This is a genomic window from Hydrogenophaga pseudoflava, assembly GCF_004353865.1.
GTDB classification, from domain to species: Bacteria; Pseudomonadota; Gammaproteobacteria; order Burkholderiales; family Burkholderiaceae_C; genus Hydrogenophaga; species Hydrogenophaga pseudoflava.
This window is the reverse complement of sequence record NZ_CP037867.1, coordinates 2,125,056-2,145,488: the sequence shown is the minus strand read 5'-3', so window position 1 is coordinate 2,145,488 and position 20,433 is coordinate 2,125,056. Positions and strand designations below refer to the sequence as shown.

The window sequence follows — 20,433 nt, the reverse complement described above, 5'->3', positions numbered from 1 at the left end:
GACCATGCCCGCGGGGAGCAAGGGGACTTACGCGGATCAGGCCGTCAGTTGCGCGTGCATGTCCTGCACCGAAATCACGCCCAGGCTGTCCATGTGTCGCATGCCCTCCACTGCGGCTTCCGCGCCGGAGATGGTGGTGAAGGTGGTCACGCGGGCCAGCAGCGCCGACGTGCGGATGGCTCGCGAATCGGCGATCGCGTTGCGACGCTCCTCAACGGTATTGATCACCAGGGCGATCTCGCCGTTCTTGATCATGTCCACGATGTGCGGGCGGCCCTCGGTGACCTTGTTGACCGTCTGCACCGGAATGCCGGCGGCACCGATGGCCGCCGCCGTGCCCCGCGTGGCCACCAGCTCGAAGCCCAGTGCCACCAGCTGGCGCGCCACTTCCACAGCGCGCGGCTTGTCGCCGTTCTTCACGGTCAGGAAGACCTTGCCAGAACGCGGCAGCTTGGTGCCAGCGCCCAGCTGGCTCTTGACGAAGGCCTCGCCGAAGGTCTTGCCGACGCCCATGACCTCACCGGTGGACTTCATCTCCGGGCCAAGGATGGTGTCCACGCCCGGGAACTTCACGAACGGGAACACGGCTTCCTTGACGCTGAAGTACGGCGGCGTGACCTCGGCGCCGATGCCCTGCTGGTCCAGCGTCTGGCCGGCCATGCAGCGCGCCGCCACCTTGGCCAGCTGGATGCCGGTGGCCTTGGAGACGAAGGGCACCGTGCGCGAGGCGCGCGGGTTCACTTCGAGCACGAAGATCACGTCGGTCTTGACGCCGTTTTCCTCCTTCTCCTGGATCGCGAACTGCACGTTCATCAGACCCACCACGTTCAGGCCTTCGGCCATCGCAGCGGTCTGGCGCTTGAGTTCGTCGATGGTGTCCTTGGACAGGTAATACGGCGGCAGCGAACAAGCCGAGTCGCCCGAGTGCACACCGGCCTGTTCGATGTGCTCCATCACGCCACCGATGAACACGCGGCCGGCGCTGTCGCGCACGGCGTCCACGTCACACTCGATGGCATCGTTCAGGAATCGGTCCAGCAACACCGGCGAGTCGTTGCTCACCTTCACCGCTTCGCGCATGTAGCGCTCCAGGTCGCGCTGCTCGTGCACGATTTCCATCGCGCGACCGCCCAGCACATAGCTGGGGCGCACCACCAGCGGGTAGCCCAGGGCTGCGGCCTTCTCCAGCGCATCGGCTTCGGTGCGGGCTGTGGCGTTGGGCGGCTGGCGCAGGCCCAGGTCGTGCAGCAGCTTCTGGAAGCGCTCACGGTCTTCGGCCGCGTCGATCATGTCGGGCGTGGTGCCGATGATGGGCACGCCATTGGCTTCCAGGCCGAGCGCGAGCTTCAGCGGCGTCTGGCCGCCGTACTGCACGATCACGCCGACCGGTTTTTCCTTGTCGACGATTTCCAGCACATCTTCCAACGTCAGCGGCTCGAAGTACAGGCGGTCGCTGGTGTCGTAGTCGGTGGACACGGTTTCCGGGTTGCAGTTGACCATGATGGTCTCGTACCCGTCTTCGCGCATGGCCAGCGCGGCGTGCACGCAGCAGTAGTCGAACTCGATGCCCTGGCCAATGCGGTTCGGACCGCCGCCCAGCACCATGATCTTCTTCTTGTCGGTCGGCTCGGCTTCGCACTCGCCGTCGCCATGGCCTTCGTAGGTGGAGTACAGGTAGGCGGTGTCGGTGGCGAACTCGGCCGCGCAGGTGTCCACCCGCTTGTAGACCGGGCGCACGTTCAGCGCCTTGCGGCGTTCGCGCACGGCGGTGTCGGTGGTGGCCAGCAGCTTGGCGAGGCGGCGGTCGGAGAAGCCCTTCTTCTTCAGGCCGCGCAGCGTGTCGGCGTCCAGGCTGGTCAGCGCGCCCTCGCCTTTCTCGGCCACCAGCTGGTCCATGGCCATCTCGAGCTTGATGATTTCCTCGATCTGGATCAGGAACCACTTGTCGATCTTGGTGAACTGGTGCACCTCGTCAAGCGACCAGCCGGCGGCGAAGGCATCGCCCACGTACCAGATGCGCTCTGGGCCGGGTTCGCCCAGCTCGCGCTCCAGCGTCTCGCGGTCCTGGGTCTTCTCATTCATGCCGTCGACGCCGACTTCCAGACCGCGCAGGGCTTTCTGGAACGACTCCTGGAAGGTGCGGCCCATGGCCATCACCTCGCCCACCGACTTCATCTGGGTGGTCAGGCGGCTGTCGGCCGTCGGGAACTTCTCGAAGGCGAAACGAGGAATCTTGGTGACCACGTAGTCGATCGTGGGCTCGAACGACGCGGGCGTGGCGCCACCGGTGATCTCGTTGCGCAACTCGTCCAGCGTGTAGCCCACGGCCAGCTTGGCCGCGACCTTGGCGATCGGGAAGCCGGTGGCCTTGGAGGCCAGGGCCGACGAACGCGAGACGCGCGGGTTCATCTCGATCACCACCATGCGACCGTCGGCCGGGTTGATGGAGAACTGCACGTTGGAGCCACCGGTGTCGACGCCAATTTCGCGCAGCACCGCCAGCGAGGCGTTGCGCAGGATCTGGTATTCCTTGTCGGTCAGCGTCTGGGCGGGCGCAACGGTAATGGAGTCGCCGGTGTGCACGCCCATCGGGTCCAGGTTCTCAATGGAGCAGACGATGATGCAGTTGTCCGCCTTGTCGCGCACGACTTCCATCTCGTACTCTTTCCAGCCGAGCAGCGATTCTTCGATCAGCAGCTCGTTTGTCGGCGAGGCTTCCAGGCCGCGCTTGCAAATGGTCTCGAACTCTTCCGGGTTGTAGGCGATGCCGCCGCCGGTGCCACCCAGCGTGAAGCTGGGACGGATCACGGTCGGGAAACCGGTCATCTTCTGAACCGCCCAGGCCTCTTCCATGCTGTGGGCGATGCCCGAGCGCGCGGAGCCCAGACCGATCTTGGTCATGGCGTCCTTGAACTTCAGGCGGTCTTCGGCCTTGTCGATGGCCTCCGGTGTGGCGCCGATCAGTTCCACGCCGTAGCGCGCCAGCACGCCGTTGCGCCACAGGTCCAGCGCGCAGTTCAGCGCGGTCTGGCCGCCCATGGTCGGCAGGATGGCAAAACCGCCCGGGGTCTGGGGCCGTTCCTTGGCGATGATCTTCTCGACCGTCTGCCAGGTGATGGGCTCGATGTAGGTGACGTCGGCCGTGGCCGGGTCGGTCATGATGGTGGCCGGGTTGCTGTTGATCAGCACCACCCGGTAGCCCTCTTCGCGCAGGGCCTTGCAGGCCTGCACGCCCGAGTAATCGAACTCGCAGGCCTGGCCGATGATGATCGGGCCAGCTCCGATGATGAGGACGGTCTGGATGTCTGTTCTTTTCGGCATGGGTTCGCTTGTGTATCTAGGCGGCAGGTCGGGCTCAGGCCTGGCGCTGGGTTTCCAGTTTTTTCAGCAAGGCCTGCACGCGTTCGGCAGGCACGTTCTTCTGCATCAGCTGCAGCAGGCCGTCGCCTTCGATGATCGGGCGCAGCACTTCGACCTCGGCGGGATAGAACAAGGCATCCCACGCAGCCATTTCGGTGTTGAAGGTCTCGTCGTCCCAGGTCTTGCCCTTGGCGATCAGGGTGACCAGCGGCATCGCCTTGTTCTCGATGAAAGCCTTGCGGTAGGGCTTCTGCGCCCAGCGCTGGCCGAACCACTCCTTGTGGGGCGACTCCAGACCCAGCATGCGCTTGGCGATGGCCTTCTCGATCGCAAAAACCGGGAAACTGAAGAGCTTCATGGGTGGTTCCTTGGGGTGCTGGCTCAGGCCTTGGCCTGCATCAGGTCGATGAAGCGGTCGAACAGGTAGCCGATGTCGTGCGGGCCAGGCGAGGCTTCCGGGTGGCCCTGGAAGCAGAACGCCGGCTTGTCGGTGCGCGCCAGACCCTGCAGCGTGCCGTCGAACAGGCTCACGTGCGTCGGGCGCAGATTGCCGGGCAGGCTCTTCTCATCCACCGCAAAACCGTGGTTCTGGCTGGTGATGGAGACGCGGCCGCTGTCCAGGTCCTTGACCGGGTGATTGGCACCATGGTGGCCGAACTTCATCTTGAAAGTCCTGGCGCCTGACGCCAGCGCCATGATCTGGTGGCCCAGGCAGATGCCGAAGGTCGGCGTGCCAGTCTCGATCAGTTCCTTGGCGGCGGCGATGGCGTAGTCGCACGGCTCCGGGTCGCCAGGACCGTTGGACAGGAAGATGCCATCGGGCTGGTGCTTGAGCACCTCGGCGGCCGGCGTCTGCGCCGGCACCACCGTGACCTTGCAGCCGCGCTCGGCCAGCATGCGCAGGATGTTCTTCTTGACGCCGAAGTCGTAGGCGACCACGTGGAACTTCGGTGCCGTCTGCTCGCCGTAGCCGCTGCCCAGCTTCCACTCGGACTGGGTCCAGTCGTAGGACGCTGTCGCGGACACCACCTTGGCCAGATCCTGACCTGCCATGTTCGGCGCGGCCTGGGCCGCGGCAACCGCCTGCGCACGGTGTGCGTCGGTGATCACCTCACCGGCCGGCAGGGCCAGGATGCAGCCGTTCTGCGCGCCCTTGGTGCGCAGCAGACGCGTCAGCGCCCGGGTGTCGAGGTCGGCGATGGCCACGGTGCCTTCGCGCTGCAGGTACTGGGACAGCGTCTCTTCGGAACGGAAGTTGGACGCCAGAAGGGGCAGGTCTTTGATGATCAGGCCAGCAGCGTGGATGCGGTCGGCTTCCACGTCCTCACGGTTCACGCCGGTGTTGCCGATGTGGGGGTATGTGAGGGTGACGATTTGCTGGCAATAGCTCGGATCGGTGAGGATTTCCTGGTAGCCGGTGATCGAGGTGTTGAACACCACCTCGCCGGTCGTCTGACCGGTGGCTCCGATGGAAACCCCCGTAAAGACCGTGCCGTCGGCGAGCGCAAGAAGGGCTTTCGGATGGACGGGAAGCACGGTTTTCTCCAGAGGTTTTTCGGACGCACCCGCGCCCGCCATGGGGCACAACCGGGGAGATTCGCGCCCGCTCCCGCATCGTCGCAGGGGATCGCGACAGCGGGCTTGGGACGGGGAACCTGGGCAGGAAGCCGGGGCGGACGCAGCGAGATGCGTCGATTGCGGGTAAACCCCGGAATTATAGCGGCAGGGCCCTGGCCGCCGCGCTCGCGTGCAGGCAGATCGCCGCTGCAGCGGCCACGTTCAGCGACTCCTCGCCCCCGGGCTGGGTGATGCGGACCGAGCGGCTGGCCATGGCCTCCAGTTCGGGACGCACGCCCTGCCCCTCATGTCCCATGACCCAGGCGCAAGGCCAGGGCAGTTCGGAGCGGTGCAGGAACTCGCCTCTGTGGGAACTGGTGACCAGCATGGGCACAGCGAGCGGCCTCAGATCATCCAGTGTCAGCCCCTCGACCAGCCGGAGCGCGAAATGCGCTCCCATGCCTGCCCGCAGCACTTTGGGCGACCACAGGCCGGCGGTGCCCTTGAGCGCCAGCACCTGGCCAAACCCCATCGCAGCGGCGCTGCGCAGGATGGAGCCGACGTTGCCGGCGTCCTGCAGGCGGTCCAGCACCACCGTCGAAGCCGCCGGGTCCGGTGCCGGGCGGGTCGGTAGATCCCAGAGGAAGCCCATGCCGGCAGGTGACTCCAGTCCGCTCACGCCCGCCATCAATGACTCAGAAACCAACACCCGGTGCTCACAGGCCACCCGCATGGCGTCGGCGGCATCCGACCAGCCGCGCTCCGTGAACACCGCCGTGGTCGGACGCTGGCCCCGGGCCAGCATGGCCCGGCACAGGTGATCGCCCTCCAGCCAGACCTGTCCCTGTTTTCGATAAGCCATGCTGTCCTGGGAGAGCAGGCGCAGGCGCTTGAGCAAGGGGTTGTCCCGCGAGGTGATCAGAATGGGTTCGTTCATGCGCCATGCTCCTGCATCGCCTGGGCCACTGGTGCAAACGAGCGCCGGTGTTCCGGCAACGGACCGAATTCGCGCAGCGCCGCCAGGTGCTGCGCCGTACCGTAGCCCTTGTGGCGATCAAACCCGTAGAGCGGGTGCTGCGCGTGAAGTTCGTCGAGCATGCGGTCGCGCGTGACCTTGGCCAGGATGGAGGCGGCTGAGATGGCCTGCACCAGCGCGTCACCGGACACGATGGCCTCGGCCACCACGTCCAGCACCGGCAAGCGGTTGCCATCCACCAGCACCTTCGCCGGTTTCAGGCGCAAGCCCTTGACCGCGCGCTGCATGGCCAGCATGGTGGCCTGCAGGATGTTGAGCCGGTCGATCTCCTCCACGGTCGCGAGCGCCACACTGCAGCACAGGGCTTTGGCCCGGATTTCGTCGAACAGTTTTTCGCGGCGCAACGCGGTCAGCTTCTTGGAGTCGGCCAGTCCCTTGATCGGCTTGTGGTCATCCAGAATCACGGCCGCCGCCACCACCGGCCCAGCCAGGGGCCCGCGGCCGGCCTCGTCCACACCCGCAACCAGCCCGGGAACGTCCCAGGCGAGGCTGACCTGCTCAGCCCGCAAGAACTTTTTCGATCGCATCGGTGGCCAGGCGTGCCGTGTCACGCTGCAGCAGATGGTGCAGTTGGGTGAAGCGCTCCTCCAGAGCCGCCACACGCTGGGGAGAATCCAGCCAGGCGAGCGTGGCTTCGGCCAGCGCCGCCGGCGTCGCAGCGTCCTGCAACAGTTCGGGGACCACAAAATCGCTGCTCAGGATGTTGGGCAGTCCGACCCACGGCTGCAACTGCTTGCGACGCATGATGATCCAGGACAGCCAGTGCATGTTGTAGGCGATCACCATGGGGCGCTTGAACAGCGCCGCCTCCAGCGTGGCCGTGCCCGACGCGATCAGCGTCACGTCGCACGCAGCCAGCACCTCGTGCGAACGCCCCTGGACGATCAGCACATCCTGAAGACCTGCGTCCCGGGAGTGGGCCTCGATGACTTCACGCAATGCGGGGACCGCAGGCACCACGAAGCGCAGCCCTGGACGGCGCGACCGCATCAGCACCGCCGCATCGAAGAATCGGCGGGCCAGGTACTGAACCTCCGAGCGCCGGCTGCCAGGAAGAATGGCCACGACCGGCCCCTCGCCTTCGATGCCCAACGCACGTCGTGCGGCCAGACGATCCGGGACAAGCGGAATCACGCTGGCAATCGGGTGACCCACATAGGTGGCAGCAATTTCGTGGCGAGCGAGCAGTTCGGGCTCGAACGGGAAGATGCACAACACGTGGTCGGCACTACGACGGATCTTTTCCACCCGCTCCGGACGCCAGGCCCAGATCGACGGGCAGATGAAATGCACCGTCTTCACGCCCGCCGAGCGGAGGCTGCTCTCGAGATCGAGGTTGAAATCAGGCGCATCCACGCCGATGAAGGCGTCGGGCCGCTCCTGCAGCAGGCGCTCCCGGAGTTGTGTGCGAATGCCCGCAATCTCCCGGTAGTGGCGCAACACCTCGACATAGCCTCGCACGGCCAGCTTGTCGCTGGACCACCAAGCCTCGAAGCCCTGCTTTGCCATGGCCGCGCCACCGATGCCGACAGCCGACAGATCGGGCCAGCGGCCCTTGAGCCCCTTCAGAAGCAGACCTGCGAGCAGATCGCCCGACGTTTCGCCGGCGACCAGCGCGACACGGCGGGACGCATTCATGACCGGTGATGAGAAATCAGCGCGCAATGCCGCGCGTTGCCGCAGACAGGAAGCGGCTCATCAAGGCCACGTCCTCTGCCGCCTCGGGCGTCTCGGTTGCCAACGCATCAATGCCGGCGCGTGCAGCATCGAGTGTGAGGCCCTGCCGGTAGAGCAGTCTGTGCATCTGCTTGATCGCCGCGATCCGCGCGGCGGAAAAGTCGCGTCGCCTGAGCCCGACAGTGTTCAGCCCACGCACCGCCAGCGGGTTGCCGTCCACCAGCATGTACGGGGGCACATCCTGCGTGACCGCACTGGCAAAGCCGATCATCGCGTGTGCGCCCACCGAGACAAACTGGTGAATGCCAGTCAGTCCGCCCACGGTCACCCAGTCGGCCAGCAACACGTGCCCTGCCAGGGTGGTGTTGTTCGCCAGCGTGGTGTGGTTGGCCACGTGGCAGTCGTGCGCAATGTGGGTGTAGGCCATGATCCAGTTGTGGTCTCCCACCGTGGTACGGCCACCTGCACCTGGCACCCCGAGGTTGAAGGTGCAGAACTCGCGGATCGTGTTGTGGTTGCCGATGATCAGCTCGGTGGGTTCACCCGCGTACTTCTTGTCCTGCGGCACCGCACCAATCGAGTTGAACTGGAAGATGCGGTTGTGCGCACCAATGGTGGTGCGGCCTTCGATCACGCAGTGCGCGCCAATCGACGTACCTGCACCGATCTTCACATGGGGCCCGACGATGGTGTACGGGCCGACCGAAACCGAATCGTCGAGCTCCGCAGAAGGGTCCACCAGCGCAGTGGGATGAATCTGCGTCACGTCAGCAGCCCCCCACCACTCAGGACACCGTGCGCATGGTGCACATCAACTCGGCCTCGCAGACCACGTCGTCGCCCACCCGGGTCACGCCCTTGAACTTGTAGATACCCGCGCGCACACGGTCCAGCTCAATGTCCATGACCAACTGATCCCCTGGTTCAACCGGTCGCTTGAAGCGGGCGCCGTCAATGCCGGCAAAGTAATAGACGGTGTTGTCGTCCATTGTTACCCCGGCGGTGTCGAAGGCCAGCAGCGCTGCCGCCTGGGCCATGGCCTCCAGCATGAGCACGCCAGGCATCACCGGACGGTTCGGAAAGTGACCACCGAAGAACGGCTCATTGATGGTGACATTCTTCAGCGCCTTGATGCGCTTGCCCTTTTCGATCTCCAGCACACGGTCCACCAGCAGGAACGGGTAACGGTGAGGCAGTTGTTTTCGGATCTGGTGGATGTCCATTGTGTTGATGCTCAGCTTTTCGGAAGATTGTTTTCAACTCGTTGTTCGAGGGCACGCACGCGTTCGCGCAAGCGACCCAGTTGCTTGAGCGATGCGGCGTTCTTTTCCCAGGCCGCATTGTCGTCGATGGGGAACATGCCGGTGTACAGCCCAGGCTGATGGATCGAACGGGTCACCACCGTCGCTGCGGAAATGTTCACCCGGTCTGCAAGCATCAGATGGCCCAGCACAATGGCGCCACCGCCGACCGAACAATGCGCACCAATCGTGGCCGTGCCCGCCACGCCGACACAACCCGCCATCGCCGTGTGATCGCCGATGCGCACGTTGTGACCGATCTGTATCAGGTTGTCGAGCTTGACACCATTGCCGATGACCGTATCGTCCAGCGCGCCGCGGTCGATGCAGGTGTTGGCGCCGATTTCGACATCGTTCCCGATGCGGACGGCACCCAACTGTTCTATCTTGACCCACTCTCCCTGATGAGGTGCGAACCCGAAGCCGTCGGCACCAATGACCACGCCGGGATGAAGAATGCAGCGTTGACCAACCACACAACGGTCGCCGATGTTGACCCTGGCGTGGAGCAGTGTTTCCTCTCCTACCGCGGCATCTCTGCCCACGATGGAATGGGGTCCGATTCGCGCCCCGTCACCAATCCTCGCCCCAGGGCCGACGACGGCAAACGGACCGATCGAAACGCGATCCCCGATGAGTGCGGATGGGTGGATGCTCGCGGAAGGGTCGACCCGAGGCGCCTCTGCAGGCTCGTGCTGAGCCTTCCACCATTGGGTCAGGCGGGCAAAGTACAGATACGGATCGTCGCAGACAATACATGCCCCGCGCGACATGGCCGCATCTCTCAGGCCGGCGGGAATGATCAAAGCACCCGCCGCTGTTGTCTGGATCTGGGCCGCGTAGCGCGCCTGGGCAACGAATGAAAGCTCGTCCGCCCGGGCCGTTGCGAGCGGCGCCAGACGGTGAATCTGCAGACTGGCGTTCCCGACGAGCTCTCCACCCAGGGCGCCGACGATGTCGCCGAGCGACCGGGACATGACGGGCCTTACTTGGTGTTGTTCAAGCCACTGAGCACCTTGTCGGTGATGTCGTGCTTGGGATTGATATAGACCGCCTCCTGAAGGATCAGGTCGTACTTTTCAGTTTCGGCCACCTGCTTGATCACGCGGTTGGCTTTGTCGAGGATTTGCTGATACACCTCATTCTTCCGCATGGTGACATCCTCCTGAAACTCCCGCTGCTTGCGCTGGAAGTCCCGGTCCTGGTCCACCAGTTGCCGCTGGCGGGTCACTCGCTGTGCTTCGGGCAGTGTGGGGGCGTCGCGTTCAAGCTTCTCGGACGCAGCCTTGAGCTGCGCCGCCAGCGTCTGCAGATCCTTCTCGCGGACGGAGAATTCCTGCTCCAGCTTGGTCTGTGACACCTTCGCCATGTTGGACTCGCGGAAGATACGCTCAGTACTAACAAAACCCACGCGAAAGTCCTGGGCCGCCGCGGTCAAGGTCACGCAGGTGGCTGCGAGAAAAACGGCCAGGTGACGGGCAAAGCGACGCTGCAAGGTCTTCATCAAAAGGATGTTCCGATCTGAAACTGGAATTTCTGGATTCTATCGCCGGAGAACTTGCGCACCGGGTTGGCGAGCGCAAAGCGCAAGGGGCCGACCGGTGAGATCCAGCTCAGGCCTACGCCCACCGAAGAGCGCATCTTGCTGAAGTCGACACTTTCCGATTCACCATAGACGTTGCCTGCGTCAACAAACGCAAACCAGCGCAATGTGCGGTCGTTGCCTGCCCCCGGGAAGGGTGCGATGAACTCTGCATTGAAGACGATATTGCGGGCCCCGCCGATGTTGACGGTTTCGCCGGTCGTCGATCCGATGACTGCCGAGGTTGGGCCAAGGGTTCCCTGCTCGAAGCCGCGAACCGACCCGAGGCCACCGCCGTAAAAGTTGCGCAACACCGGGAACGTCTTGCCTCCCAGCCCCTTGCCGACACCGAGTTCGGTGTTGAATGCAAAGGTGTATTGGCGGGTGATGGGCAGATACTGCTGGAACTGATAGGTGAGCTTGGCATACCGCCGGTCTCCCCCGAGGCCAAATTCGGAGTTGAGCCGCTGCAGTCGACCCTCCGTCGGGACGAGAGCGCTGTCTCTGTTGTCACGCGCCCAGCCAATGGTCGCAGGCAGATAGGTTCCCCCCTGGTCTCGATAGGCCTCGGGAAGCTGGTCCCCCTCCTTCACCTTGACCCGCTCCGCCCCGACCCCGAAGAAAACGGTGTCGGTCTCGGTGAAAGGCACGCCAAACCGCACTCCGACCCCAGGCGTGGCGATTTCGTAGTCCCCGCCCTGCGCGTCGTAGGGGCGGGTGGTTTTGTAGTACAGGTCAAAGGTCCGGGAAACACCATCCTGGGTAAAGTAGGGGTTGGTGGTACTCAGGACAAACTGGCGGTTGTAGGAACTGGTGTTGAGATCCAGCCCCAGATAGTTGCCGGAGCCGAAGACGTTTTCCTGTTTGATGCTGGCAATCAGCGACAGCTTGTCGGCCTGCGAATAACCAGCACCAATCGACAGGTTGCCCGTGGGCTTTTCGGCCACCGTCACCGTGAGATCCACCTGGTCATTGGTGCCCGGCACTGGCTCGGTGTCGATCCCGACCTCCGTGAAGAACCCCAGCCGGTCAATGCGGTCGCGCGATAGCCGGATGCGATCGCTGTCATACCAGGCCGACTCAAATTGGCGGAACTCGCGGCGGATGATTTCGTCACGGGTCCGATTGTTGCCTTCCACATTGATCCGGCGAACGTACACCCGGCGCGACGGCTGGGCCCTCAGCGCGAACGCCACACGGTTGTTGACACGATCAATCAGGGGGGCCGCCTCCACTTGCGCGAACGCGTACCCGAATGCCCCGAAGTAGTCCGTGAATGCCTTGACGGTGCGCGCCACATCTTCAGCGTTGTAGGCTTCACCCGCGCGAATGCTCACAAGCGACTTGAACTCCTGCTCTTTGCCGAGGTACTCGCCCTCGAGCGCGACAGAAGACACCACGAAGCGATTGCCTTCGCTGATGTTGATGGTGACCGACATGTCCTGCTTGTCAGGAGAGATGGCTACCTGGGTGGACTCGACCTTGAACTCAAGGTATCCACGCGCGAGATAGTATGAGCGCAGGGTTTCCAGATCGGCGTTGAGCTTGGCCCGTGAGTAGCGATCAGCCTTGGTGTACCAGCTCATCCAGCCACCCGTGTCCAGATCGAACAGGTCGCGCAAGGTCGACTCGGAGAACGCCTGGTTGCCGACGATGCGGATGTCCTTGATCTTCGCCACCTCACCTTCCACCACATTGAAGTTGAGGTTGACCCGGTTGCGCTCACCCGGGGTCACGGTGGTCACCACTTGAGCGGCGTACATGCTGCGGTTGATGTACTGACGCTTGAGCTCCTGCTCGGCGCGGTCGGCCAGCGCCTTGTCAAACGGCCTGCCTTCAGCGAGCCCAACCTCTCTAAGCGCCTTCTTGAGCACCTCGGCATCAAACTCCTTGATGCCAGTAAAGCTCACATCGGCCACCGACGGACGCTCTTCCACGATCACAACGAGAACGTCCCCGTTGATTTGCAGCCGCACATCGGAGAAAAGCCCCAGGCCAAACAGAGCCCGAATGGCGGAAGACCCTTTGTCGTCGGTGTACTGGTCACCAATACGGAAAGGCAAGGACGCAAACACGGTGCCCGGCTCGACGCGCTGCAGGCCCTCGACCCGGATGTCCTTGAGTGTGAATGGGTCCACGGCCCAGGCGGGCAAGGCCATCAACAAGGAAGTGGCAATGGCGGACAGTTTGAGCCCGCGCAGGCTGGAGGCAAATGGTTTCATGTGAGAGAGATCGTTCAGCCCACGAGACGGGTGATATCGTTGAAGAGGGCAACGCACATGAGGGCCAGCAACACAGCCACTCCCCCTCGCTGCAGCCGTTCCAGCCAGACGTCGGACACCCCGCGGCCGGTCACACCCTCCCAAAGATAATACATCAGGTGCCCCCCATCGAGGACCGGCAACGGCAGCAGGTTCAGGACCCCGAGGCTGACGCTGATCAGCGCCAGAAACACGATGTAGGACGTGAATCCCATGCTCGCCGATTTGCCTGCGTAGTCTGCGATGGTCAGCGGACCGCTGATGTTCTTGAGGGAAGCCTCTCCGATCAGCATCTTGCCCATCATTTTCAGCGTCAACCAGGACACCTCCCAGGTACGCTGAACACCCAGCCAAAGCCCCTCCAGCACGCCGTGGCGCACCGTCGTCATCGCTGGCGCAGAGCCGACGTACGCGCCGATGCGACCGATCCAGGCCTCACCCGATTTCTCGGGCTTTGGTTCCACGGTAAGGCTTAGCGTGCTGCCGTCACGGGATACGTCCCACACCTGGCGTACTGTCTGCCCCTCAGCATTGACGCTATCGCGGATCCTCTGTCGCAGTGCACCGCCGTCGGACACAGCCTTGCCGTCGACGCGCAACACACGGTCTCCCGCCTGCAAACCGGCGGCCTCCGCAGCACCGCCAGGCATGACGTCCCCCATCACAGGATCGGTCCATGGGGACAGGATACCAATGCGCCTGAACAGCGTAGCGTCGGCCTCCTTGACGTCGATCTGGCTGAGCGGCAGCGTCAGCTCGCGCGCAGCGCCGCCCTCCTCACGGGATACCAGCAACTGCATGTCCTGACCAGACAAAGCCGCCTGCGTCAGGCGCCAACGGAGGTCCTCGAACGACCTCACGGGCGACGCTTCGTCACCGTTCACGTAAGCGCTTTGCACCCACTCCCCGCCGATGAGTCCCGCCTTTTCCGCCACTGAACCTGCAACGGGTGAAGCAAGCACCGGCTTGGGCTCCTCCACACCGCTCCAGTTCACCACTGCATACAACACCACGGCGAGCAGCAGATTCGCTGCCGGCCCGGCCGCGACGATGGCCGCCCGCGAACGCAGCGGCTGTGTGTTGAACGCCAGATGGCGTTCCGCTGGATCCACCGGTGCTTCGCGCTCGTCCAGCATCCGCACATATCCGCCCAGCGGCAGGGCACACAACACAAACTCGGTCGGACTGCCAGCCCGTTGCCAACGCAGCAGCGGCTTTCCAAATCCGACGGCAAAACGAAGCACCTTGACCCCGCAGGCCACGGCCACCCGGTAGTGGCCGTACTCATGTACGGCGATCAGCAGGCCCAGGGCCACGACAAAGGCAATCAATGTGGTCATAGGTCCCTCGAAGTATCAAATCGGCAGCGCACCACAACCCTGGCCTGAAGGACCACGCAGGGCGTGGCTCAACCGCGGCAGCGATCCACGCAAGCCGAGGCCATCGCTCGCGCTTGCTCGTCCAGCGCCAGCAGCGCTTCCAGACCCTCGGCCTTGGAGGGCGACAAGGCCTCCAAAGTTGCACGATTGACCATATGAATGTGATCGAAGCGCAGCCGCCGATCCAGAAAGGCCGCCACCGCCACCTCGTTCGCGGCATTGAGCACAGCGGTGGTTCCAGGAGGTCCGCCCAGGGCCTCCCAGGCCAGGCGCAGACCGGGAAACCGAAGGTCGTCGGGCTTCTCAAAAGTCAGGGCAGTCAACGCCGAAAAATCCAGCGCATTTGCACCAGACTCCATGCGCTCGGGCCATGACAGGCCGTAGGCAATCGGAACCCGCATGTCGGGTGTCCCCAGTTGGGCCACCACCGAACGGTCATGGAACTGGACCATCGAATGCACCACGCTCTGGGGATGGATCACCACCTCGATCTGAGACGGGCTTACACCAAACAGGTACCTGGCCTCGATGACCTCCAGCGCCTTGTTCATCATCGTCGCGGAGTCCACCGATATCTTGCGCCCCATCACCCAGTTCGGGTGGGCACAGGCTTCTTCCGGCGTGACCGAATGCATGGTGGATGGATCGCGCTGTCGGAAAGGGCCGCCCGATGCGGTCAGCAGGATCTTCTCCACGCGCCTGGGCCATGTCGAAGGGTCTTCAGGCAAGGACTGAAAAACCGCCGAGTGCTCACTATCGATAGGCAGCAACCGGCCGCCCCCCTCCGCCACGGCCTGCATGAACCACTCACCGCCCACGACCAACGATTCCTTGTTGGCCAGCAGAAGCTTCTTGCCAGCCCGCGCCGCAGCGACACTTGGCTCCAGGCCGGCCGCACCGACGATGGCCGCCATCACGGCGTGAACCTGCGGGTCGGCACTGACCTCGCAGAGGGCACGGGGGCCCGACAACACCTGAACCTTCAGACCTTCTGCTTTCACCCTGTCCGCCAGCAGCCGGGCATGCTCCGGGCTGGCCATCACAGCGTATTCGGGACGGTGCACCTTGCATTGCTCGAGCATGGACCCGACCTGGGTCGCTGCCGTGAGGGCAAACACCCGGAACCGTTCAGGGTGGCGGGCGATGACGTCCAGGGTGTTGGTACCGATTGATCCGGTCGATCCGAGGATGGTGATGTTCTGCACGGGCACGATCATCTCTCCAGCAGATGGGCAAACAGCATGGCGACAGGCAACACGGGCAACAAGGCGTCCACCCGGTCAAGCACCCCACCATGCCCGGGCAGCAACTGGCTCGAATCCTTCATGCCCGCACTGCGCTTGACAAGTGACTCCAGAAGGTCTCCCACCACACTGGCAGCAGTCAGTAGAAGGAGTGCCGGGACCACCCAGCCCGGCCCTGCCTGCCACAGACGACTGAAAAGACTGGGCCCATCCGACGGATAGCGCTGATCGAACCACAGCCAGAACAGCGCCAGCAGGAACACCCCGAGAAGCCCGCTGAACACTCCTTCCCAGCTCTTGCCCGGACTCAGGGTCGGCGCGAGCTTGCGGCGACCAAACGTCCTTCCGCCGGCATAAGCGGCAATGTCCGCAGCCCACACAAGGGTCAAGACCGAAAGCAGAAACACCAAGCCTGTTTGCCGGGCCTGCACGAGCGCCAGCCAGGCACATGCGAGAACCAATAGACCACCCGACAATCGCCAAATCATCGGCCACTGCTGCCAACCAGCCACTCCGCGCCTGAGCATCAAGACCGACAGCAACAGCCATCCCCCAGCAGCGACCCACCAGACGGCTGCCCACGAGCGGTCCAGCCCACCCCACAACCAGAAGAGCAGCAGCAGTCCGCCAAATCCTGCGCCGATCAGCAACGCCGCCCCCCCTGACTGGCCATTCATGCGAGCCCACTCCCAGCCAGCAGCGGAAACCATCACCACCGCCAACGCAGCAAACGGAACAACAGAGGCATGAAACATGGCTGGCAGCACCACAGCCAGGAGCACCAGCGCGGTGATGATGCGTTGCTTAAGCATGCGAGCCGCTGGCCGCTGCCACCGGGCTGGACGGGCGCACCTGTTCGGAGGTCAATCCGAAACGGCGCTCGCGCCCTGCGTAGTCTTGGAAAGCCCGATCCAGTTCGGCGGCGTCGAAATCCGGCCACAGACAGGGTGTGAAAAACAGCTCGGAATACGCGCACTGCCAGAGCAGAAAGTTGCTGATGCGCATCTCGCCGCCCGTACGGATCAGCAGGTCGGGATCGCCCACGTGGGCCAGCGCCGTTGTTTGACACAACCCAGCTTCCGTGATGTCTCTGCCCTGGGCCAACAGCTGCTTCGCGGCGTTCACGATGTCCCAACGACCGCCATAGTTGAAACACACATTGAGTACCATGCGATCGTTGTGTGCGGTCGTCTGCTCGGCCTTGCGAAGGCCTTGCAGCAGGCGCGGAGACAGTCCGGAGGAGTCGCCTGGGAAGTGCAGTCTCACTCCACTCTTGTCGAGCTTGGGCACTTCCCGTGAAAGGGCCAACACCAGAAGATCCATCAGCCCTGAAACCTCTTCTGGAGGGCGGTTCCAGTTCTCGGACGAGAACGCGAACACCGTGAGCACTTGGACGTGGCGCTCAAGGCAAGCCCTGACAGTCCGGCGAAGCGCATCCACCCCTTGCTTGTGCCCCGCCACCCTGGGCAAAAGGCGCTTCTTCGCCCAGCGGCCGTTGCCATCCATGACGATGGCCACATGCCGCGGCACGCCAACGGCATTCGGCGCGCCGGTCAGGGGATTGGAAGACATCGGCAAGCGAACCTGGTGTTGGAATGGGAACGAAGGCGGGTGCGAATCAGACCGCCAGGATGTCCTGTTCCTTGGAGGCGACAATCCGGTCGATCTCCCCGATCATCCGGTCGGTCAGCTTCTGGATGTCGTCCTGGGCACGGCGCTCGTCGTCTTCCGACACCAGCTTGTCCTTCAGCAATTTCTTGACGTGCTCGTTGGCATCGCGACGCAGGTTGCGGACAGCCACTTTCGCGGCCTCGCCTTCGCCTTTGACGACCTTGGTCAGTTCCTTGCGGCGCTCTTCCGTCATGGGAGGCATCGGCACACGGATCAGGTCCCCCTGACTGGCCGGGTTCAAGCCCAGATCCGACTCCCGGATGGCCTTCTCGATCTTGGCGCCCATGCCCTTCTCCCAGGGAGCGACCCCGATGGTTCGGGCATCCAGCAGGGACAGGTTGGCCACCTGTGACAACGGCAACATGGAACCGTAGTACTCGACATGCACGGTATCCAGGATCTGCGGGTTGGGGCGGCCAGTGCGCACCTTGGAAAGGCTGGTTTTCAGCGCCTCCAGCGACTGGTTCATCTTGTGTTCGGCGTTCTGACGGATCTCGGCGATGCTCATGAATGCTCCTATGGAAGACAGGTTCTCTGTACCAAGCGTCGGTCAGACGTGGACGAGTGTTCCCTCGTCCCCGCCCAGCACCACATTGCGCAGCGCCCCGGGCTTGAAAATCGAAAACACCTTGACGGGCAACTTCTGGTCTCGGCAAAGGGCAAAGGCCGTCGCATCCATCACCTGAAGGTTTTTGGCCATGGCCTCGTCAAACGTCAACGCTGTGTAGCGGGTGGCCTTGGGGTCCTTGTTGGGGTCGGCGGTGTACACACCATCAACCTTGGTGGCCTTGAGCACGATCTCGGCTCCGATCTCTGCGCCACGCAGCGCGGCGGCCGTGTCGGTTGTGAAAAACGGGTTGCCTGTGCCCGCGGCAAAAACCACCACCTTGCCCTCTTCGAGATACTGCAGGGCTTTGGGACGCACGTACGGCTCCACCACCTGCTCAATGGCGATCGCCGACATCACGCGGGCCACCAATCCGGCCTTGTCCATGGTGTCGGCCAGCGCCAGCGAGTTCATCACGGTGGCAAGCATGCCCATGTAATCGGCCGTGGCGCGATCCATGCCGACGGAGCCACCAGCCACCCCGCGGAAAATGTTGCCGCCCCCGATCACGATGGCCACCTGGACGCCCAGACGGGTCACTTCGGCAATCTCCTCGACCATGCGGACAATGGTCGCGCGGTTGATGCCGAAGGCATCGTCGCCCATCAGGGCTTCACCGGAGAGTTTCAGAAGAATGCGCTGGTAGGACGGCATGAGAATTCCTGTGTGACGACTCTTGTTGTATGTGCAACCGGCAAGTGTAGCGAGGAGCCGCGTGTGATTCGAGGCCCAGCGTCGCCAGACACCGGAAAATTCAGCGACCGAATATGACAACGGGCCTTGCGGCCCGTTGTCATGATCAGCTAGATACGGCGACGGGTTCAGGCACCTTTGGCCGCTGCAACCTGGGCTGCAACCTCGGCGGCGAAATCGTCGACCTTCTTCTCGATGCCTTCACCCACCACATACAGGGTGAAGCTCTTGACCGCAGTGTTCGCAGTCTTGAGGTACGCACCAACGGTCTGCTTGCCATCGGCCGCCTTCACGAAGACCTGGTCGAAGAGCGAAACTTCCTTCAGGTACTTCTGAACCGAACCTTCCACCATCTTGGCGGCGATGTCGGCCGGCTTGCCCGACTCGGCGGCCTTGGCCGCTGCCACAGAACGCTCGCGCTCGATCAGTTCTGCAGGAACATCAGCCGAAGTCAAAGACACAGGCTTCATGGCTGCCACATGCATGGCGACGTCCTTGGCAGCCGTTGCATCACCGTCGAACTCGACCACAACGCCAATGCGGGTGCCATGCAGGTAGGAGGCCAGCTGACCACCGTTGGCCCAGCGCTTGAAACGGCGGAAAGACATGTTCTCGCCGATCTTGCCGATCAGGCCCTTGCGCACTTCTTCCAGCGTGGGGCCAAAGCCGTCCTGCTCGTAGGCCAAGGCACCCAGGGCTTCGATGTCAGCCGGGTTGTGATCGGCCACCAGCTTGGCCGCAGCACTGGCCAGCGCCAGGAAGCTGTCGTTCTTGGTCACGAAGTCGGTTTCACAGTTGACTTCGATCAGGGCGCCCGTATTGCCGCTGATGGCAGCAGCGACCACGCCTTCGGCGGTCACACGACTGGCGGCCTTGCCGGCCTTGGTACCCAGCTTGACACGCAACAGCTCTTCAGCCTTGGCCATATCGCCATCGGCCTCAGTCAGCGCCTTCTTGCACTCCATCATGGGTGCGTCGGTCTTGGCACGCAGTTCAGCGACCATGCTTGCGGTAATTGCCATTTCAGTTCTCCGTTGTCCGGGTCCGCAGCGCGGACTCACACTGTTCATTAATCGGTTTTGCTTGTGAAAAAGGGGCTACTGGAGCCCCTCTTTCGCACAGGCTGCGAGGCTCAGGCAGCCGCGTCTTCCTTGACTTCCACGAACTCGTCGCCGCCTTCGGCAGCGACGGCCTTGACAACATCGTTCACCGCGTTGGCACGACCTTCGAGGATGGCATCAGCGATGCCACGGGCGTACAGAGCCACAGCACGGGCCGAGTCGTCGTTGCCGGGGATCACATAGTCAATACCCACGGGCGAGTGGTTGGTGTCCACCACGCCGACCAGCGGAATGCCCAGCTTCTGAGCCTCGGACACGGCGATCTTGTGGAAGCCCACGTCGATGATGAAGATGGCATCGGGCAGCGCGGTCATGTCCTGGATACCGCCGATGTCCTTCTCCAGCTTTTCCATTTCACGAGCGAACATGAGCTGCTCCTTCTTGCTCATGCTGTCGAGGCCGGCTTCTTTTTGAGCCTGCATGTCCTTCAGACGCTTGATCGAGGTCTTGACCGTCTTGAAGTTGGTCAGCATGCCACCCAGCCAGCGCTGATCGACAAAGGGAACGCCAGCACGACGGGCTTCCTGGGCCACGATGTCACGCGAGGTGCGCTTGGTGCCCACCATGAGGATGGTGCCGCGGTTGGCGGAGAGCTGCTTCACGAACTTGGCAGCCTCTTCGAACATCGGCAACGTCTTTTCGAGGTTGACGATGTGAATCTTGTTGCGATGGCCGAAAATGAACGGGGCCATCTTGGGGTTCCAGAAGCGGGTTTGGTGGCCAAAGTGGACACCGGCTTCCAGCATTTCGCGCATGGAGATCGACATGATGTATTCCAGAGGTTGGGTCTAAAATCCAGCCCCGATTGCTTCGTGTTCGACCTTCATAAAGGCCTTTATTCCGCGATGCAACACCTGGTTAGGCTGGTTTGGGATTTGCCTGACACCAGTACTCCAGCAATGGACTACCAGCAGCAAAGCCTGTCAATTATAGCAGCACCGCTC

The 20,433-nt window shown here is 63.2% G+C and carries 19 protein-coding genes; all 19 read right to left on the bottom strand.

Features of this window, described 5'->3' with window-relative positions:
• Positions 1-36: 36 nt before the first annotated feature.
• On the bottom strand, positions 37-3,321 hold the full coding sequence (gene carB, locus HPF_RS10450; RefSeq protein WP_133156554.1) for a carbamoyl-phosphate synthase large subunit: 3,285 nt from the start codon (positions 3,319-3,321) through the stop codon (positions 37-39).
• A gap of 34 nt (positions 3,322-3,355) precedes the next feature.
• A complete protein-coding gene (locus tag HPF_RS10445; RefSeq protein ID WP_127806298.1) occupies positions 3,356-3,718 on the bottom strand; it encodes a hypothetical protein in 363 nt (120 codons plus the stop codon).
• A 23-nt stretch (positions 3,719-3,741) separates the two neighbouring features.
• Positions 3,742-4,896 (bottom strand): glutamine-hydrolyzing carbamoyl-phosphate synthase small subunit, encoded by a 1,155-nt coding sequence (gene carA, locus HPF_RS10440; RefSeq protein ID WP_241559575.1) that lies wholly within the window; start codon positions 4,894-4,896, stop codon positions 3,742-3,744.
• Positions 4,897-5,074: 178 nt separating this feature from the next.
• Positions 5,075-5,854 carry a TrmH family RNA methyltransferase gene (locus HPF_RS10435; protein ID WP_127806296.1) on the bottom strand — a complete coding sequence of 260 codons (780 nt, stop codon included), beginning with the start codon at positions 5,852-5,854 and terminating at the stop codon, positions 5,075-5,077.
• On the bottom strand, positions 5,851-6,480 hold the full coding sequence (gene rnhB, locus HPF_RS10430; protein WP_066154309.1) for a ribonuclease HII: 630 nt from the start codon (positions 6,478-6,480) through the stop codon (positions 5,851-5,853). Before rnhB ends, HPF_RS10435 begins: the two co-directional genes overlap by 4 nt.
• The gene (gene lpxB, locus HPF_RS10425) at positions 6,452-7,591 is read right to left on the bottom strand and encodes a lipid-A-disaccharide synthase (protein WP_207959358.1); all 1,140 of its coding nucleotides are present in this window, start codon (positions 7,589-7,591) and stop codon (positions 6,452-6,454) included. Before lpxB ends, rnhB begins: the two co-directional genes overlap by 29 nt.
• Positions 7,592-7,607: 16 nt before the next feature.
• Positions 7,608-8,396, bottom strand: a complete 789-nt coding sequence (gene lpxA / locus HPF_RS10420) for an acyl-ACP--UDP-N-acetylglucosamine O-acyltransferase (protein WP_066154312.1) — start codon at positions 8,394-8,396, stop codon at positions 7,608-7,610.
• A gap of 19 nt (positions 8,397-8,415) precedes the next feature.
• Positions 8,416-8,853 (bottom strand): 3-hydroxyacyl-ACP dehydratase FabZ, encoded by a 438-nt coding sequence (gene fabZ, locus HPF_RS10415; protein WP_066154315.1) that lies wholly within the window; start codon positions 8,851-8,853, stop codon positions 8,416-8,418.
• A gap of 11 nt (positions 8,854-8,864) precedes the next feature.
• Positions 8,865-9,908, bottom strand: a complete 1,044-nt coding sequence (lpxD, locus tag HPF_RS10410) for a UDP-3-O-(3-hydroxymyristoyl)glucosamine N-acyltransferase (RefSeq protein ID WP_133156553.1) — start codon at positions 9,906-9,908, stop codon at positions 8,865-8,867.
• Between the two features lie 8 nt (positions 9,909-9,916).
• Entirely contained in the window at positions 9,917-10,435 is a 519-nt protein-coding gene (locus HPF_RS10405) for an OmpH/Skp family outer membrane protein (protein ID WP_133156552.1), read from the bottom strand.
• A complete protein-coding gene (gene bamA / locus HPF_RS10400) occupies positions 10,435-12,735 on the bottom strand; it encodes an outer membrane protein assembly factor BamA (RefSeq protein WP_066154328.1) in 2,301 nt (766 codons plus the stop codon). The genes HPF_RS10405 and bamA overlap by 1 nt, the downstream gene beginning before the upstream one ends.
• A gap of 14 nt (positions 12,736-12,749) precedes the next feature.
• A complete protein-coding gene (rseP, locus tag HPF_RS10395; RefSeq protein ID WP_133156551.1) occupies positions 12,750-14,114 on the bottom strand; it encodes an RIP metalloprotease RseP in 1,365 nt (454 codons plus the stop codon).
• Between the two features lie 68 nt (positions 14,115-14,182).
• Positions 14,183-15,370: a 1-deoxy-D-xylulose-5-phosphate reductoisomerase gene (gene ispC / locus HPF_RS10390; protein WP_133156550.1), complete on the bottom strand. Its 1,188-nt coding sequence runs from the start codon at positions 15,368-15,370 to the stop codon at positions 14,183-14,185.
• On the bottom strand, positions 15,367-16,209 hold the full coding sequence (locus HPF_RS10385) for a phosphatidate cytidylyltransferase (protein ID WP_133156549.1): 843 nt from the start codon (positions 16,207-16,209) through the stop codon (positions 15,367-15,369). The genes ispC and HPF_RS10385 overlap by 4 nt, the downstream gene beginning before the upstream one ends.
• Positions 16,202-16,969, bottom strand: coding sequence for a polyprenyl diphosphate synthase (gene uppS, locus HPF_RS10380; RefSeq protein WP_133156548.1), 768 nt, complete (start codon positions 16,967-16,969; stop codon positions 16,202-16,204). Before uppS ends, HPF_RS10385 begins: the two co-directional genes overlap by 8 nt.
• Positions 16,970-17,015: 46 nt before the next feature.
• The gene (frr, locus tag HPF_RS10375) at positions 17,016-17,576 is read right to left on the bottom strand and encodes a ribosome recycling factor (RefSeq protein WP_066154345.1); all 561 of its coding nucleotides are present in this window, start codon (positions 17,574-17,576) and stop codon (positions 17,016-17,018) included.
• A 42-nt stretch (positions 17,577-17,618) separates the two neighbouring features.
• Positions 17,619-18,329, bottom strand: a complete 711-nt coding sequence (gene pyrH, locus HPF_RS10370) for a UMP kinase (protein ID WP_066154348.1) — start codon at positions 18,327-18,329, stop codon at positions 17,619-17,621.
• A gap of 167 nt (positions 18,330-18,496) precedes the next feature.
• Entirely contained in the window at positions 18,497-19,390 is an 894-nt protein-coding gene (gene tsf, locus HPF_RS10365; RefSeq protein WP_066154352.1) for a translation elongation factor Ts, read from the bottom strand.
• Positions 19,391-19,500: 110 nt separating this feature from the next.
• Positions 19,501-20,256, bottom strand: coding sequence for a 30S ribosomal protein S2 (gene rpsB, locus HPF_RS10360; RefSeq protein WP_066154354.1), 756 nt, complete (start codon positions 20,254-20,256; stop codon positions 19,501-19,503).
• Positions 20,257-20,433 lie beyond the last annotated feature (177 nt).

Coding starts and splice junctions, on each gene's coding strand:
- HPF_RS10405 (WP_133156552.1), bottom strand. CDS start 10,435: ATGAAGACCTTGCAGCGTCGCTTTGCCCGTCACCTGGCCGTTTTTCTC.
- carB (WP_133156554.1), bottom strand. CDS start 3,321: ATGCCGAAAAGAACAGACATCCAGACCGTCCTCATCATCGGAGCTGGC.
- rpsB (WP_066154354.1), bottom strand. CDS start 20,256: ATGTCGATCTCCATGCGCGAAATGCTGGAAGCCGGTGTCCACTTTGGC.
- frr (WP_066154345.1), bottom strand. CDS start 17,576: ATGAGCATCGCCGAGATCCGTCAGAACGCCGAACACAAGATGAACCAG.
- pyrH (WP_066154348.1), bottom strand. CDS start 18,329: ATGCCGTCCTACCAGCGCATTCTTCTGAAACTCTCCGGTGAAGCCCTG.
- lpxB (WP_207959358.1), bottom strand. CDS start 7,591: ATGAATGCGTCCCGCCGTGTCGCGCTGGTCGCCGGCGAAACGTCGGGC.
- rnhB (WP_066154309.1), bottom strand. CDS start 6,480: ATGCGATCGAAAAAGTTCTTGCGGGCTGAGCAGGTCAGCCTCGCCTGG.
- ispC (WP_133156550.1), bottom strand. CDS start 15,370: ATGATCGTGCCCGTGCAGAACATCACCATCCTCGGATCGACCGGATCA.
- HPF_RS10385 (WP_133156549.1), bottom strand. CDS start 16,209: ATGCTTAAGCAACGCATCATCACCGCGCTGGTGCTCCTGGCTGTGGTG.
- HPF_RS10445 (WP_127806298.1), bottom strand. CDS start 3,718: ATGAAGCTCTTCAGTTTCCCGGTTTTTGCGATCGAGAAGGCCATCGCC.
- fabZ (WP_066154315.1), bottom strand. CDS start 8,853: ATGGACATCCACCAGATCCGAAAACAACTGCCTCACCGTTACCCGTTC.
- HPF_RS10435 (WP_127806296.1), bottom strand. CDS start 5,854: ATGAACGAACCCATTCTGATCACCTCGCGGGACAACCCCTTGCTCAAG.
- rseP (WP_133156551.1), bottom strand. CDS start 14,114: ATGACCACATTGATTGCCTTTGTCGTGGCCCTGGGCCTGCTGATCGCC.
- bamA (WP_066154328.1), bottom strand. CDS start 12,735: ATGAAACCATTTGCCTCCAGCCTGCGCGGGCTCAAACTGTCCGCCATT.
- uppS (WP_133156548.1), bottom strand. CDS start 16,969: ATGTCTTCCAATCCCCTGACCGGCGCGCCGAATGCCGTTGGCGTGCCG.
- lpxD (WP_133156553.1), bottom strand. CDS start 9,908: ATGTCCCGGTCGCTCGGCGACATCGTCGGCGCCCTGGGTGGAGAGCTC.
- tsf (WP_066154352.1), bottom strand. CDS start 19,390: ATGGCAATTACCGCAAGCATGGTCGCTGAACTGCGTGCCAAGACCGAC.